Raw genomic sequence first — 16,700 nt, 5'->3', positions numbered from 1 at the left:
TAACATTAAGGCGTTGTTGACTACTAATTACCTATTTTTGCAATTCTAAAAATCAAGCTATGAGTAGTATTCTCGAAGTAAATAATGTGGTGAAGCAATATGGCGATTATGTGGCGCTTAATGCCGTTTCGCTTTCGGTACCCAAAGGCAGTATTTATGGTTTATTAGGCCCTAATGGTGCCGGAAAAACCTCTTTAATTCGTATCATCAATCAAATTACGTTGCCCGATAGTGGGGAAGTGCTTTTGGATGGCGAAAAATTACAACCCCATCACATTCAGCAAATTGGTTATCTTCCCGAAGAGCGAGGCTTGTATAAATCGATGAAAGTGGGCGAGCAGTGTTTGTATTTGGCGCAACTGAAAGGGCTTTCTAAAAAAGAGGCTGAAATTCAGTTGGACTATTGGTTTGACAAATTAGACATCAAAGGCTGGTGGAACAAGAAAATCGAGGAGTTGTCCAAAGGAATGGCACAAAAGATTCAGTTTGTAGTGTGTGTGTTGCACCAACCCAAATTGTTGATTTTTGATGAGCCGTTTTCAGGTTTTGACCCTGTGAATGCGAATATTATCAAAGATGAGATTTTAGGATTAAAGGAAAAAGGTACGACCATCATTTTCTCGACCCATAGAATGGAAAGTGTAGAGGAATTGTGTGACCATATCGCTTTGATTCATAAATCGAATAAACTCATAGAAGGAAAATTAGAAGAAGTTAAACGCCAATACCGCTCTAATAGTTTTGAAGTGGGCATTTTGACGGATAATGTCGAAGGCTTAATGTATGATTTGACGCAAAAATTTACCGTGGGTCCAGCCAATTTCAAGTCTTTGAATCAAGAATTAAAATTAGAAATTCAGCTAGGTACAGGTACACCCAACGAGTTGTTGCAAGTCCTTACGCAACGTGGTCAAGTGACGCATTTTGTGGAAAAAATTCCAAGTGTGAACGATATCTTTATTAAAACTGTAACTGAAAAATAATCTTTTGAAATTTTAAAATTCCAAATATCAAAAGTATTGGAATTTAAGTTTTAAATTTTTAAACAAGTATTACCATGAATTGTGTGGGTAAGGAAAAAGTTTTTTTACCATTAAGAGATTAAGAAGATTAAGGTTGCGATTGCTTAATGAAACTTAATTACTTAATGGTTCAAAGAAATAAAAATTTTAATTTTAAAACCACACGATTGATAGTAAGACCTATAAAACTAACTATATGAGTATGATTTCGTTGATTATAAAAAGAGAATTTATTGCCAAGGTGCGCAACAAATCGTTTATCGTAATGACTTTTTTGAGTCCGTTATTGTTTGTTGGAATTGCTGTTTTTGTTAGCTATTTGGCGTCTATGAAAGCCGATACCAAGCAAATTGCGGTTCACGACGAAACGGGTTTGTTTGTTGCCGATTTTATGGCTAAAAATAAAAAAGATAGCGAATACCAGTATTTGGATTTGTCGGTTTTGGACGTGAAAGCCCTTAAAGATAGCATTACACAAGAGCGTTTTGAAGGCGTGTTGCAAATTCCTAAAACGGCATCTATTGCTGAGTTGGATAAGAAGATTCAATTCATATCCAATGATAGTCCAAGTATCACTTTTATTGAGGAAGTTCAGGATATTTTGGATAAAAAAATTACCCAACTCAATTTTCAATCCGCAAAATTGGATACTGTGGCGATACATAAAGCGCAGTCCAATATTAGCATCAGTTTGAGTAAAGCCTCAGGCGAGGAAAGTTTGAAAGGATTGAATGAAATTAAAATTGCCATTGGCGGTGCGTTTGGGTATTTGATTATGATGTTTATCGTGATTTATGGCAATATGGTGATGCGAAGCGTAATCGAAGAAAAAACTAATCGTATCATAGAAATTATTATTTCTTCGGTGAAACCTTTTCAGTTGATGATGGGGAAAATCATTGGAACTTCACTGGCAGGCATTCTTCAGTTTTTAATTTGGGCGATTATAGGTTTAGGATTGTTTTTGGGTGCTTCGCTGTTTTTCGGTGTCAATTTAGGGCCTACTTCCAAAGTTCCGCCCGAAGTGATGCAAGCAGCACAACAGGAAATAGCAAGTACGGCGCAATTGTATTTGGCTGAATTATGGAATCTTCCGATTGGAACTTTACTGACTTGTTTTGTGATTTATTTCATTGGAGGCTACTTTTTATACAGTTCCTTTTATGCTGCCATCGGTGCTGCGGTTGACAACGAAACCGATTCACAACAGTTTTTGTTACCGATTATTATGCCTTTAATTTTGGGTGTTTACATCGGGTTTTTTACGGTAATCAATGACCCTCACGGCACGGTAGCCACCATTTTCTCGATTGTGCCTTTGACATCGCCAATCGTGATGCTAATGCGTATTCCTTTTGGCGTACCTTTGTGGCAAATTTTGCTTTCGATGGTACTTTTATTCGGAACGTTTTTATTAGTAGTTTGGTTTGCTTCCAAAATTTATCGCGTGGGTATTTTGATGTACGGTAAAAAACCAAGTTGGAAAGAATTGTATAAGTGGTTGAAGTATTAAATTCCAAAAAGTAAATCCCAAAATCCAACTATTGGAATTTGGAATTTTTAAAATTTGAAAATTGTTAAGAATGAGTAAAATATTAATTATAGAAGACGAAGCGGCGATTCGTAGGGTTTTGGTCAAAATTCTTTCAGAGGAGAATGATTCGTATCAAGTAGACGAAGCTGAAGACGGCGCTGTAGGTTTAGAGAAAATAAAAAATACCGATTATGATTTGGTGCTTTGTGATATCAAAATGCCAAAATTAGACGGGGTGGAAGTGTTGGAAGCTGTCAAAAAAATCAAACCTGAAATTCCAATGGTGATGATTTCAGGACACGGCGATATGGAAACGGCCATCAATACGATGCGTTTGGGAGCTTTTGATTATATCTCAAAACCGCCTGATTTGAACCGATTGTTGAATACGGTTCGCAATGCCTTGGACCGCAAAAAATTAGTAGTTGAGAATAAAATTCTTAAGAAAAAAGTAAGCAAAAATTACGAAATGATTGGCGAGAGCGAAGCTATTAATCATATCAAAATGATGATTGATAAAGTAGCTCCTACCGAAGCCAGAGTATTAATCACAGGACCTAACGGAACTGGAAAAGAATTAGTAGCCCATCAATTGCACGAGAAAAGCGAACGCGCAAGTTTTCCTTTAATCGAAGTGAACTGTGCCGCTATTCCGTCAGAATTGATAGAAAGTGAGTTGTTTGGACACGTCAAAGGCGCTTTTACATCAGCTGTAAAAGACCGTGCAGGAAAGTTTGAAGCAGCAGATAAAGGCACTATTTTCTTGGATGAGATTGGCGATATGAGTCTTTCGGCTCAAGCCAAAGTGTTGCGTGCGTTGCAAGAAAGTATGATTACGAGAGTGGGCGCCGATAAAGATATTAAAGTCGATGTTCGTGTGGTTGCTGCAACCAACAAAGATTTGAAACAAGAGATTGCCGAAGGTCGTTTTAGAGAAGATTTGTACCACCGTTTGGCGGTTATTTTAATCAAAGTTCCTGCCTTGAATGAACGTCGCACTGATATTCCGATGTTGATAACACATTTTGCAGAGAAAATTGCTTCAGAACAAGGTAATGCTGTGAAGCAATTTTCCGATCAAGCCATTAGTTTGCTACAAGAATACGATTGGACAGGAAATATACGAGAATTACGCAATGTGGTAGAACGCTTAATTATTCTTGGTGGAAGCGAAATTTCGGAAACAGATGTAAAATTGTTTGCTAGTAAATAGCCATCAGGCAAAAGGCAAAAGCCATTCGCCAAAAGGATTAAGAAATACAGGCCCTATTTTATTAAATGTAGCTTTTGGCTATTGCCTTTTGCCTAATAACTTTAAAAATGAAACTAAAAAAAATAAACGAAAATCTTCAAAAAGCATTGATAGAAAATGGTTTAGTAGAAGCCAATGTTATGCAACAGGAGACTTTTTCTACACTTAAAAGTGGTGCAGATTGTTTGATTATTGCACCAAAAACAAGCGGAAAAACAACGACTATTGTTATCAATGTAATTCAGCGTTTAGCAGGCGCCAATGAAGAATCTCCAAGAGCTTTGATTGTAGTTGAAGACAAAGCCAAAGTGTTAGAAATGGAAGCGCTTTTTGATCAATACAATCGGTATACTAAGTTAGAAGTATACGGTGTACACGATAAAGGCGATATGGATTATGATAAAAATTATATTTCTACAGGTATTGATGTTTTGATTGGTACACCTAGTCGATTGAATGAAATGTTCTCTTCTGCAGGTTACAATGTCAATCGTTTAAAAATGTTCATCATTGATGACACTGACCCTATATTGAAATTACGTCACGAAACCAAGATTATGCGTATTTCAAACAGTATTACCAAAACGCAGCGTATCATTTTTGCGGAACAAATTACGGAACGAATTGATTTGTTGGCAGAGAAAATGCTAATCGAACCTTTTGAGTTTGATTTTGATGAAGAAGAGGAAGAGGACGAAGAAGATACAGAATAGATTTTAGACGTTAGATTTTAGAAAGCAGCCCTCAGAATAGTGCCTTTGCGCTTAAATTTGAACTCAACAACAAACCCTCAACAACAAACCCTCAACAACAAACTATTAACCACAAACCACAACTAATCAACCACCAACCCTCAACAACAAACATAAAACAGTATGGGATTAATGAAAGTGTTTTCAGGCAGTGAAATATTAGCACTAGCCTTACAAGAAAAATTAGAAACAGCGGGAATCGATACCGTAAAAAAAGACAATATTCAATCGGCTCGTTTGGGTGGATTTGGTGGTTCTGATTTGGCCATTGAAATTTTTATTCAAGAAACAGATTTTGCTAAGGCGAATCCAGTTATCGAGGATTTTAGAATGAGTATTTAGATTTCGTATATTTGTTGTTCAAATACTTCTATGAGATGAATATAGCTGCTAAAAAAATAGATCTAATAGATTGGTTACTTCATAGTACGGATGAAAGTAAACTAAATGAGATTTTAGCACTTAAAGATATCTTAGATAAGAAAGTTGTTGATTATTCCTCTGACAAAATAGAGAACTTCAATAGTTTAGAAGAACCAAGTGAGCCTAGCGTATTAAAAGACGATAGAGGAAATGAGGAATTCGAAAGTTTAGACGATACTTTGAAAGCAGTAGAAAGAATTTTGAAAAACTATAAATCGAGTTTATTAGAGATTCCAGAAGAGCATCAAAAAGAGTTGGATTTACGATTAGAACTTTACAGAAAAAAGCCTCAAGATTTATTGGACTGGGAAGATTTTAAGGAAGTTTGGTAATGATTTATAAGTTAAAGTTAGTACCCGTTGTTTATCAGGATATAAGAAAAGCAAGAAAATGGTATTTAGAAATAAATAAATCATTAGGCGAAGATTTTAAGTTGAAAGTAAATGAAGAGTTCGATTACATCAGAAAATATCCAGCCCATTACCAGAAACGATATAAGGAAATAAGACAAGCTTTTGTTGACAGATTTCCATACACGATTTATTATTTAATTGAAGAAGAACTAAGAATAGTTGTGGTTATTGGAGTTTTGGCTCAAAAACAAAGTTTTGAAAGAATAAAAAAAAGATTGAAAAAATAGCACAATGACCGCTTCTTAAGAGCGGTTTTTTTAATGAATATTTAATACAATTTGAAATAAAAAAAAACAATGAAATACAAAATGCTAGTTTTAGACATGGATGACACGCTGTTGACAGACGATCATACCATTTCTAAAGAGAATCGAGCCATGATTGCTATGGCACAAGAAAAGGGTGTTGAAGTGGTTTTGGCATCAGGAAGACCTACGCCAGCGATGACACATTATGCAAAAGACTTGCAAAATAGTTATATGATTTCGTTCAATGGAGCTGTAGTTACCGATTTAAAAAAGGATACGGTAATTTTTGAGCAATCGTTGACTAAAGAGCAAATTCATGAGCTACATGATTATAGTTTGAAAATGAAAACGCATATCATTACGTATATTAATGATACGATTGTAAGCGAAACCCACTCTGAATTTATTGAGGTTGAACGAAGCATAACGGGTATGCCGCATGAACTAGTTCCTGATTTTAAAGCGGCTGTGACTTCTAATGCAGTAAAATGTATTTTACTTGAAGACCCTTCTTATTTGAAAACGGTAGAAAATGATTTGAAACAAGCAATGCCAGATTTAAGTGTGTCCATGTCGAAACCTTTCTTTTTGGAAGTTGCACCTAATGGCATCGACAAAGCCGCAAGTATTGCATTTTTAGCCAAGAGATTAGGTATTGAACAAAGCGAAATTATTGCAGTAGGCAATGCAGGAAACGATTTGACCATGATTCAATATGCGGGATTAGGCGTTTGGGTGGATAATGTAACTCCCGAATTGAGAGGTTTTGGAGATGTTATTGTAGCTTCGAATAATAATCACGGCGTAGCTGAGGTGATTGAGCGATTTATATTGAGTTAAGCATTGTATTAAAAAAATCTTAAGCACTAAATAATTAATTTTTAGTTTTTTGTTCGTAATTTCGCAACCTCAATTTTTTGACAACGATTTCATTAATTGAGCTATCTTATGGAAAATAAAAAACGAGTGGCCTTCTATACGCTGGGTTGTAAACTGAACTTTTCAGAAACGTCAACCATAGCGAGAAATCTTCAAGAAGAAGGCTTTGAAAGAGTGGATTTTGAAGAAGTAGCAGATATGTATGTTATTAATACGTGTTCGGTTACAGAAAATGCAGACAAACAATTCAAGCAAGTCGTGCGCAAAGCGATGAAGCTGAATGATAAAGCCTTTGTAGCCGCTGTGGGTTGTTATGCACAATTAAAACCAGAAGAACTCGCCGATGTTGACGGTGTAGATTTGGTTCTGGGTGCCACAGAAAAATTCAAACTAGCAGATTACATTAACGATTTATCCAAAAACGATTTTGGTCAAGTGCATTCTTGCGAAATTGCCGAAGCCGATTTTTATGTAGGCAGTTATTCAATTGGCGACAGAACAAGAGCCTTTTTGAAAGTACAAGACGGTTGCGATTACAAATGTACCTATTGTACGATTCCATTAGCGAGAGGAATTTCTAGAAGTGATGCTTTAGAAAATGTATTAAAAAATGCTTCCGAAATTTCGAAACAAGGGATTAAAGAAATAGTGCTTACGGGTGTGAATATTGGCGATTACGGAAAAGGAGAGTTCGGGAATAAAAAACACGAACACACCTTCCTCGATTTGGTAAAAGCACTCGACGAAGTAGAGGGAATAGAACGCCTTCGTATTTCGTCTATCGAACCTAATTTATTGAAAAACGAAACGATTGATTTTGTTTCCAAAAGCCGAACATTTGTACCGCATTTTCATATTCCTTTGCAATCTGGAAGTAATGAAATTTTGGGTAAAATGAAGCGTCGTTACCAACGTGAAGTGTATACCGATAGAGTTGCCAATATTCGACAAGTAATGCCACACGCTTGTATTGGTGTGGATGTAATTGTTGGATTTCCAGGAGAAACAGACGAGCATTTTCTTGAAACCTATCATTTCTTGAATGATTTGGATATTTCTTATTTGCACGTTTTTACCTATTCAGAACGCGATAACACCGAGGCGGCTGTGATGGAAGGCGTGGTTCCTAATAATGTACGCTCCAAGCGAAGCAAAATGTTACGTGGCTTATCGGTGAAAAAACGTCGTGCGTTTTATGAAAGTCAATTGGGAACCCAAAGAACAGTTTTGTTTGAAGGTGAAAATAAAGAAGGCTACATTCACGGCTTTACCGAAAATTATGTAAAAGTGAAAACCCCTTGGGATCCTGCATTAGTGAATACCTTACACGAGGTGCAATTGACCCGAATTGACGAAGACGGAAGTGTTCGCATGGAGTTCTTAAATGTTGAAGTGTAATTGTAAAGCACTTCTTTGTAATAGTATTAAGCGAGTAAGAATAAAATCGTACTCGCTTTTTTTAGTTAGTATTTAGTTGCTATTATAAACTAAATATTATCTTTAATGTCTACCCTGAATTGAGTGGTTTTTACTGTTTTAAATGGTTTTATTCTAACACAAACAACTTCTATTTTTGAACCATTTAAGGTATTTAAGGTCATATAAGTTTGATAAAAATACCGCTCTTATTTCTTACACAACTCTTACTATCTCAACTAGAACGAATTAATATGTCTAAATTTATAAATAGGTAATGGTACATTTTTTCAATTCTTCTTATATGACCTTACGTGCCTTATATGGTTGTTTTTTTGATTGTGTGTTTACCCAAACAGTTGAGGGTTGTACCTTCTTAATTTACAGCCTCTACCAAGCGAATGAATTCTGCTTTGTAGCCTTCGGCGTCATTTGTCAAGCCTTGTTTTGCCAAAGCAATAATGTCTTTTGAAGATGAATTGGTAATCAGTTTTGAATCTCTCAATTTTAAACCAAACCAAGCTACGGCATTACTAAATTTAAAATCATCGCTAGTGTTTTGTAGCAAGCTACTTTTGTTTTCTATGGTTTGCACCATTTCGATGCTTTGGTCACCATCGGTTTTTTTGTAACGGAATTTTATGGTCGCTAACTCGTTAGTATATTTATTTCCCGTTGGCTTTGTGCTGGTGTATTTTAGTTCATCCACTTCTGTATAAAACTTACTTTTGCTGCCTGTTGGTATGATTTCATACAAAGCCGTCACCGAATGATTACTGCCTAATTCTCCTGCATCTATAGCGTCATTTTTAAAATCTTCTGGTCTTAGTTTACGGTTTTCATATCCAATTAATCGGTAGGCTTTCACTTGGTTGGGATTGAATTCAATTTGAATTTTCACATCTTTAGCAATTGCAAACATCGACCCTTTAAATTCTTTACCCAAAAAACGATTCGCTTCTTGAATGGTATCAATGTAGGCGTAATTTCCATTTCCTTTATTAGCCAATACCTCCATTTTGCTGTCTTTGTAATTCCCCATTCCGTAGCCTAAACAAGTTAGGAATACACCAGATTTTCTTTTCTCTTCGATGAGGTTTTCCATATCAGCATTAGAAGAACTCCCCACATTAAAGTCACCATCAGTAGCCAAAATTACTCTGTTGTTGCCTCCTTTGATGAAGTTATCTGCGGCAATTTTATAGGCAAGCGTAATGCCTTCGCCACCCGCTGTACTTCCTCCTGCGTTAAGTTTTTCTAAAGCAGCATTTATCATTTCTTTTTCATCTCCAGAGGTTGGAGGTAATACTAGACCAGCGGCTCCAGCATACACTACAATCGATACTTTGTCTTTGGCTCTCAACTCATTTACTAATATTTTCATAGATTGTTTTAATAAGGGCAATTTATTCGCAGCACTCATAGAACCTGAAACATCAATTAAGAAAACCAAATTCGAGGCTGGCAAATCAAGGGTCGGAATGTTTTTTCCTTGCAATCCAATTTTCAAAATTTTAGTATCGGTATTCCACGGACTGTGACTCAATTCAGTTTGAATAGCAAAAGGATATTGGTCATTAGGTTGTGCGTAATTGTATTTGAAAAAATTAACCATTTCCTCCACGCGAACTGCATCTTTAGGTACTTTTTGTCCGTTATTAATCATACGTCTTACATTGGTGTACGAGGCATTATCAACATCAATAGAAAAAGTGGAAAGCGGTGCTGTTTTTGGACTTTCAAATGCATTTTCTACAAAACTTTCATAGTCTTCATCATTGATTGGTTCTGGTTGATATGGATGGAGTTGTTGTAGTCTTTTGTTTATTTCTTTCTCGCTTAAGTTTTTATAGATTTCATTTTTTGAGGTGATGATAACTACACCATTTGCAGCTCTTGCTCCGTATAGCGAAGTGGCAGCACTGTCTTTGAGTACTTTTACATCTTGAATATCGTTTGGGTTGATTTTAGCTAAAGCATTCGATTTTACAGGCACACCATCGATGATATAAAGTGGTTCATTTTTAGAAGAACTACTGTTCGTGCCTCTAATGACGATGCTTTGCGGAGCGTTGGCAATGGCGTTAGTGTTAGACGAAATCGTCAATCCTGCGACACGACCTTCGAGCTTTTGAACGGATGCAGCGGTCGAGGCTTTCTTTTTTTCATAGAAAGTATTATCAGATTCGTATTCGGCGTTACTGCCGTAGCCTACTACGACTACTTCATCTAGGGACATTTGGTCTGCCACTAATTTTACATTAATGATGTTTTGTTCTCCCACTTTTTTAGTTTGCGGTTTATAACCAATGTAACTAAACACCAATTGGTCTCCTTTTTGCGCTTGAATGGTATACTTGCCATCAAAATTTGTACTAGCGTTTGCTTTTGAGTTTTTGTTGACAATGGTAACTCCAGGAAGCGGACCAGAGGTGTCAGAAACGGTTCCTGTGATTCTTTTTTCTTGTGCTTTTGTTACGAAACATATAAGCATAGCAAGGCCTAATGAAATAAGTTTTACGTTTTTCATAATCGTGTTTTTTTAAGATTAGTGTTAGGGTATTCCTATTTTTGGACTGCGGGTTTTCCTGTTTTTGTAGTGATAATTACGACTCCTTTTTTGCCTTTTTCGCCATATTTTGAAACGGCATCGGTGTCTTTGAGAATGACAATGGTCTTAATGTCTTGATGATTGAGAGGTGCGTAAGGACTCTTGGGCTGTGGACCAAACAAATCGTCTTCCGAGAAGTAATTGCCATCAATGATATAAAGCGGATTGTCTAAAACTATTACCGACTCTAAGTTCTCGGGTTTAAAATTTGAAAGTCCTTCTTGCATAATGCGTTCTCTTTTTGAGGCATTACTGTCCGAAAGTGCTGTGTTGTCAATCACAACCAACGGACTACTTTTTTTAGTACGCTCTTGGCTTTTTTCAGCAAAAGCCATTTTGTAACTGGCTTTCTCTTTGGCTATTGGAGCAAGAGCAGCTAGTCTAGGCTCAATTTCATTGAATTCAGTATCCTTTTCATCCGCTACTTCCAAATTTGCGTTTGCTGTAACGATTTCAGGAATACTAATAGCATTTGTAGCACTACTCATTATCGTGTCTTTGGATTGCGTGTTATGAACCGCAACTTCTTGCCCAATAATGTTATCGATGATTTCTTCCGCTTCTGATTTTGTTACGATTGCAGGTGTAGTATTGGTTGTATTTTCGTTAGTTTCAACAGCCGATGGATTGTTTTTTGTGGTTGTAGTAACCACCGCTGGAGCCTCTTGAATACTTTTCGGGCTAGACGAATTCAAGAACTGAAATCCAATAGAAAGCACCAATAAAAGCGATGCAGCTACGGCGATTTTTTGCCATAAAGCAATAGTTTTTTTAGCTTCTTTTTTGTCTAGTTTTTCTTCTAAGCGCGACCATACTTTTTCCATTGCGGGAAAATCTTGGTTTTCAGCATTTCGCTCGGCTTCTTTTATTTGTTCGAATAATTTATCTTGATAGTCCATAACTATTTTGCTTTTTGATAATAGAGGTTGTTCACCAGTTCCTTTAGTTTACTTTTGGCGGCATTCAATTGTGATTTTGAGGTGCCCTCAGAGATTTGCAACAAACTCGCAATCTCTTTGTGTCCATAGCCTTCTATCACAAAAAGAGTGAAAATAGTTTTGCAGCCCTCAGGAATATGGTTCAAAAGTTCCAATAAATCGGCTTCTTCAAGCGCTGTGATTTCTTCAGTAAAAGGTTGCGAAAGCAATTTCACATCATCCAAATACATATTGAAATTGGTACTTTTTTTAATTGCTGCCAAACAGTGATTCACCGTTATTTTTCGGCACCAAGCCTCAAAAGCCAGCACCTCTTTCAACTGGTCTATTTTGGTGAAAATAGTATAAAAAGCGTCGGCCAAAACTTCTTCAATATCTTCCTCCTTTTTAAGATAGCGCTTGCAAGTGCGATACAGCTTGGGCGCCATATAGTCATACACCTCGCGCTGAGCATCACGGTGCATTTTTTTGCAGTTAGAGAGTAGGGTTTCGTTTATCACAATTGATGTCTTTATTACTAAAGAGCGATTAAAAATCAAAAAGGTTGGGAAGCCTATCAAAAAAATATTCTTTTTTTACTACAATCATCAAGAATTCTAGTTTTAAAAATGAATGAAGGAGCGCCAACATTAGGCTTTCTGGTTAGCAGGATTCCCGCTGTACGTTATATCTTTTTTATAACCGTCAGGTCCAAAAACCTGCCAGTTATAAAAAAGGATGCCACTTCCATCGGGGCTATGAGCCAACATAGTGCTTTTTACTATTTCAATTACCTTTTTAATGCCAGCCAGATTTAAACCGAAAATTCAGAAATAATCCCAACTATAAACACATATAAAATCTGAATACCTACAAGGTCAAAAAAAAGGCCTTGTAGGAAAGACTGCAACAAAACTCTTTTTCACTCCTCGAGCTGCAAGGTTTTCAAAACCTTGTAGGTATTACCCCAAATCAACACTTTTAAAATTTGCGAATTTGCGGTAACCCAGTTTCCAACAATATCTCTTTAATCTGAATACCTACAAGGTCAAAAAAAAGACCTTGCAGGAAAAGCTTCAACAAAACTCTTTTTACAATCCTCAACCTGCAAGGTTTCTAAAACCTTGTAGGTCTTACTCCTAATCAACTCTTTAATATTTTACGAATTTACGGTGATACATTTTTAAAACCAAAAAAAATCCCCATGCTACAAAAAACACAGGGATTAGTATAAAATAAGATTAAAATAATTAAGAAAACATATCTTTAACTTTCTCAAAGAATGATTTGTCTGATTTTTCAGGATGCGGGGTGAAATTATCGTCATTCAACGCATTTTCAAAGAATTGTTTTTGTTCTTTGGTCAATGTCTTTGGTGTCCAAACATTCACGTGAACTAATAAATCACCACTTCCGTAACCATTGATACTTGGAATTCCTTTTCCTTTCAAACGCAATATTTTCCCAGATTGAATCCCTTCTTCTAATTTGATACGCACTTTGCCATTTACCGCTTCGATATCTTTAGAAATACCCAAAACCGCTTCAGCAAAACTAATGTACAAATCGTAGTGTAAATTCTCTCCTTCACGTTTCAAGAATTCGTGCTCTAACTCTTCAATCGCTACAATCAAATCGCCAGGAATACTATTTCCAGGAGCATCATTTCCTTTTCCAGAAACTTTCAATTGCATACCGTCAACTACACCTGCTGGAATTTTGATAGAAACTGTTTCGTCTTCTAAAATCATTCCTTGCGCATCGGCATTGTTTGGTTTTTTATCCAAAATTTGTCCTGAACCTCCACAAGAAGGACAAGTAGACGCCGATTGCATACGACCCAAAATAGTATTGGTCACACGCATCACTTGCCCTTGACCATTACAAGTAGAACAGGTTTTATAGGAAACGCCAGGTGCTTGTACCTTACGCTTAACTTTTACTTTTTTCTCAACACCATTGGCAATTTCTTCCAATGTCAATTTGACTTTAATTCTCATGTTGCTTCCTTTGGCACGACGAGGACCTCCGCCTCCGCCTCCGAAACCACCAAAGCCTCCTCCGAAAATATCTCCGAATTGACTAAAAATATCATCCATGTTCATACCGCCGTGACCACCGCCAAATCCGCCAGCACCTTCAAAAGCTTGATGACCATATTGATCGTATTTGGCTTTCTTTTGTGGGTCGCTCAATACTTCATAGGCCTCAGCCGCCAATTTGAATTGTTCTTCGGCTGCAGGATTGTCAGGGTTTTTGTCAGGATGGAACTCTAATGCCTTTTTTCGATACGCTTTTTTGATTTCAGCATCCGAAGCACTCTTAGATATCCCTAATATTTCGTAAAAATCTTTTTTCATTTTATATGATGCTATTACATTTAGCTACAAATACGCTACTTTGAATTCTGATTATTGTCCTATTACTACTTTTGGGAAACGAATAATTTTATCGCCTAATTTGTATCCTTTCTCCAATACGTCAACAATTTTACCTTTTAAATCGTCTGATGGTGCAGGAATTTGAGTGATTGCTTCAGCAAAATCAGCATCAAAAGCATCTCCTACTTTAACATCAACTAGTTCTAATCCTTTGGTTACCAAAGTTCCTTTTAGCTTTTCGTGAATCAATTCCACACCTTTAGCTAATAATTCGTCCTCCGACTTATTGATTTCAACCATAGCACGATCAAAATCATCTAAAACAGGTAACAAAGCCAATAAAACTTCTTGACTCGCTGTTTTGAATAACTCGATACGCTCTTTTGTTGTACGTCTTTTGTAATTTTCAAATTCAGCGAATAAGCGCAAGAATTTATCTTTTTCTTTGGCTAAATCTTGTGCTAATTGTTCCTCAACACTTAATTCTTCAATGATTAGTTGCTCTCCATTTGCATTATTCTCCAACGTTGCATCATCTATTTCTTGATCGAACTCTGTATTTTCAGTAGTCATATTGCTTTTATTTTTAAAAAATTTTTTAAACATTATTTTTGATTCTTTTCAATTATTGTCAAAAGTATTGCCAAAACTAATAAAATGTCAAATTGTCAGCTATAAAAACAAATTGAAAGATTACTCTAAGACTACTACAAGATGTAACGATTTTACGAACTTCTTAAAAATTTAATATAATTTTAAGACAAGCACGAAATAGTTTGCCTAAATTTGTCAATCTATCATTATTACATAATAATTTATATCCATAGTATTATATCCGTTTTTAGTTAATTATTAATTCAGCATTGTTTATAATAAAAAAAGCTTCGTTTATTAAGAAAACGAAGCTTTTTTTTGTTATGTATTTTTACTATTGTAATTGCTCTTGTAAACCTTCATAATTCAAAACGACTTGTTCTCCCGTAACGAGGTTTTTCAAAGCAAAAGTGCTCGATTCTAGTTCTTGTGTCCCAATAATAACTGCAAACGGAATGCCTCTTTTGTCAGCATATTGTAATTGCTTGCCCATCTTGACAGCATCGGGATACAATTCTACTTTAATGCCTTCAGCTCTTAATTTCTGAATGGTTTGCATTGCTACAAAAGCTTCGGTTTCGCCATAATTCACAAACAATGCTTTCGAAGTTGCAGCAACCGTATCAGGGAACAATCCCAATTCTTCGATTACCAAATAAATACGATCCAAACCGAAAGAAATCCCCACACCACTCATATTCTTCAAGCCAAAAATACCCGTTAAATCGTCATATCTTCCGCCACCGCCGATGGATCCCATCGCAACGGTTTTGGGTGGAGCAATTTCAAAAATAGCTCCCGTATAATAATTCAGTCCTCTTGCCAAAGTCACGTCCAAATCCAACTGAGCTGTAGCCAATCCAAGTTGGGTCACTTTTTCGCAAATGAATTGCAATTCTTCAACACCTTTCATTCCTTCTACTGAAACAGAAAGCAATTGTGACAATTGGTTGATTTTCTCTGAAATCGTTCCAGTAAAACTAAACAAGGGTTGCACTTTAGCAATCGCTTCTTCAGAAATGCCTTTTTCAATCATTTCTTTCTTTACACCGTCTTCGCCAATTTTATCCAGTTTATCCAATGCCACAGTAAAATGAATCAGCTTATCCGAAGCACCAATCACCTCAGCAATTCCAGATAAAATTTTACGATTATTGATTTTGATAGTCACGCCCTCTAATCCTAAAGCCGTAAAAACCGTATCATATAATTGTACCAACTCCACTTCTTGCCACAATGATTTGGAACCTACCACATCGGCATCGCACTGAAAAAATTCTCTGAAACGCCCTTTTTGCGGACGGTCGGCGCGCCAAACAGGTTGGATTTGATAGCGTTTGAAAGGAAACTCGATTTCACTTTGGTGTTGTACCACGTAACGCGCAAAAGGAACGGTCAAATCATAACGCAAGGCTTTCTCAGAAATGCTTGCAGTCAATTTTAGACTGTCTTTGTTTTCTATATGCGTCGCATTGGCTTTTGACAAATAATCGCCCGAATTCAAGATTTTAAAAATCAAGCGGTCGCCTTCTTCGCCATATTTCCCCATCAAAGTATCTGAGTTCTCGAAGGAAGGAGTTTCTATAGGTTGAAAGCCAAATTTCTCAAAATTGCTTTTTATCGTTTGAATAATGTATTGTCTTTTGGCCACTTCGGCTGGCGAAAAATCGCGCGTTCCTTTGGGTATGCTGGGTTTTGAAGCCATTGTAAAATGAATTTTCAATTAGGTTTGCAAATATCTTACTTTTTAAAAGAAATCCTATCCAAAAAAAGTGGGTTTTATTATTCTACAACAAACCCATCTTATTTTTGAACCATTTAAGGTAGTTAAGGACATATAAGTTTTAGAAATACAGAACTTATTTGTTACAAACCTTTTTGGTTGGGTGAAATTATTTTTTACCACATAGGAGAAACAGAAAACTTATAGTTTTTAAAAGAAAAAGATAGACGTTTTACTATTCACATAGCTATACTATGTGCAAAATAGACCTACTTTTATTCATTCTTTCCCTAATGAGCACAACCTATAATGTTCCTATGTGGTTAAAACTTTATTGTAATTTCATCAATGGGTTATCAATATTGAAACTAATTACTAGACGAACTTTAATAAATTTGTTTCTACTGGATATTTTGTGAAAAGGTTAAATTTACAAAATGGAATACGATATAAAAACGATACTAGAGAAAATTATTTTACCGATTCAAGACGGCTGGAAATTATCAAAATTAGAAATTGATGAAGAAAAACTAGA

Annotated in this window: 15 protein-coding genes; 9 read left to right on the top strand and 6 right to left on the bottom strand. The window is 36.1% G+C overall.

Annotated features, from left to right (window positions below; all coding sequences use genetic code 11):
* Positions 1-59 precede the first annotated feature (59 nt).
* The 9 genes from O9307_RS02270 (at position 60) to mtaB (ending at position 7,921) form a co-directional block, all read left to right on the top strand.
* Positions 60-983, top strand: coding sequence for an ATP-binding cassette domain-containing protein (locus O9307_RS02270; RefSeq protein ID WP_298294912.1), 924 nt, complete (start codon positions 60-62; stop codon positions 981-983).
* 235 nt (positions 984-1,218) lie between these two features.
* Positions 1,219-2,535 carry an ABC transporter permease gene (locus tag O9307_RS02265; protein ID WP_298294910.1) on the top strand — a complete coding sequence of 439 codons (1,317 nt, stop codon included), beginning with the start codon at positions 1,219-1,221 and terminating at the stop codon, positions 2,533-2,535.
* Positions 2,536-2,605: 70 nt separating this feature from the next.
* Complete coding sequence (locus O9307_RS02260; RefSeq protein WP_298294908.1) at positions 2,606-3,769, top strand: sigma-54 dependent transcriptional regulator; 1,164 nt, start codon at positions 2,606-2,608, stop codon at positions 3,767-3,769.
* Between the two features lie 107 nt (positions 3,770-3,876).
* Positions 3,877-4,521 (top strand): DEAD/DEAH box helicase, encoded by a 645-nt coding sequence (locus O9307_RS02255; RefSeq protein ID WP_298294906.1) that lies wholly within the window; start codon positions 3,877-3,879, stop codon positions 4,519-4,521.
* A 162-nt stretch (positions 4,522-4,683) separates the two neighbouring features.
* Positions 4,684-4,902 (top strand): DUF2007 domain-containing protein, encoded by a 219-nt coding sequence (locus O9307_RS02250; protein WP_159682878.1) that lies wholly within the window; start codon positions 4,684-4,686, stop codon positions 4,900-4,902.
* Between the two features lie 35 nt (positions 4,903-4,937).
* Positions 4,938-5,315: an addiction module protein gene (locus tag O9307_RS02245; RefSeq protein WP_298294901.1), complete on the top strand. Its 378-nt coding sequence runs from the start codon at positions 4,938-4,940 to the stop codon at positions 5,313-5,315.
* A complete protein-coding gene (locus O9307_RS02240) occupies positions 5,315-5,623 on the top strand; it encodes a type II toxin-antitoxin system RelE/ParE family toxin (protein WP_298294899.1) in 309 nt (102 codons plus the stop codon). Before O9307_RS02245 ends, O9307_RS02240 begins: the two co-directional genes overlap by 1 nt.
* A gap of 69 nt (positions 5,624-5,692) precedes the next feature.
* Positions 5,693-6,484: a Cof-type HAD-IIB family hydrolase gene (locus O9307_RS02235; protein WP_298294897.1), complete on the top strand. Its 792-nt coding sequence runs from the start codon at positions 5,693-5,695 to the stop codon at positions 6,482-6,484.
* Between the two features lie 108 nt (positions 6,485-6,592).
* A complete protein-coding gene (gene mtaB / locus O9307_RS02230) occupies positions 6,593-7,921 on the top strand; it encodes a tRNA (N(6)-L-threonylcarbamoyladenosine(37)-C(2))-methylthiotransferase MtaB (protein ID WP_298294895.1) in 1,329 nt (442 codons plus the stop codon).
* A gap of 394 nt (positions 7,922-8,315) precedes the next feature.
* Here mtaB and O9307_RS02225 read toward each other — a convergent pair whose 3' ends face one another.
* The 6 genes from O9307_RS02225 to hisS form a co-directional block, all read right to left on the bottom strand.
* A complete protein-coding gene (locus O9307_RS02225) occupies positions 8,316-10,469 on the bottom strand; it encodes a von Willebrand factor type A domain-containing protein (protein WP_298294894.1) in 2,154 nt (717 codons plus the stop codon).
* A 35-nt stretch (positions 10,470-10,504) separates the two neighbouring features.
* Positions 10,505-11,449 (bottom strand): hypothetical protein, encoded by a 945-nt coding sequence (locus O9307_RS02220; protein WP_298294892.1) that lies wholly within the window; start codon positions 11,447-11,449, stop codon positions 10,505-10,507.
* 2 nt (positions 11,450-11,451) lie between these two features.
* Entirely contained in the window at positions 11,452-11,952 is a 501-nt protein-coding gene (locus tag O9307_RS02215) for a sigma-70 family RNA polymerase sigma factor (RefSeq protein ID WP_298295128.1), read from the bottom strand.
* A 765-nt stretch (positions 11,953-12,717) separates the two neighbouring features.
* Positions 12,718-13,827, bottom strand: coding sequence for a molecular chaperone DnaJ (gene dnaJ / locus O9307_RS02210; RefSeq protein WP_298294890.1), 1,110 nt, complete (start codon positions 13,825-13,827; stop codon positions 12,718-12,720).
* A 51-nt stretch (positions 13,828-13,878) separates the two neighbouring features.
* On the bottom strand, positions 13,879-14,454 hold the full coding sequence (locus O9307_RS02205; protein WP_298294888.1) for a nucleotide exchange factor GrpE: 576 nt from the start codon (positions 14,452-14,454) through the stop codon (positions 13,879-13,881).
* A 322-nt stretch (positions 14,455-14,776) separates the two neighbouring features.
* Complete coding sequence (hisS, locus tag O9307_RS02200; protein WP_298294886.1) at positions 14,777-16,147, bottom strand: histidine--tRNA ligase; 1,371 nt, start codon at positions 16,145-16,147, stop codon at positions 14,777-14,779.
* Positions 16,148-16,700 lie beyond the last annotated feature (553 nt).

Source organism: Flavobacterium sp. (assembly GCF_027531905.1).
In the GTDB taxonomy this organism is placed as follows: domain Bacteria; phylum Bacteroidota; class Bacteroidia; order Flavobacteriales; family Flavobacteriaceae; genus Flavobacterium.
This window is presented reverse-complemented; position numbering and strand designations above follow the sequence as displayed.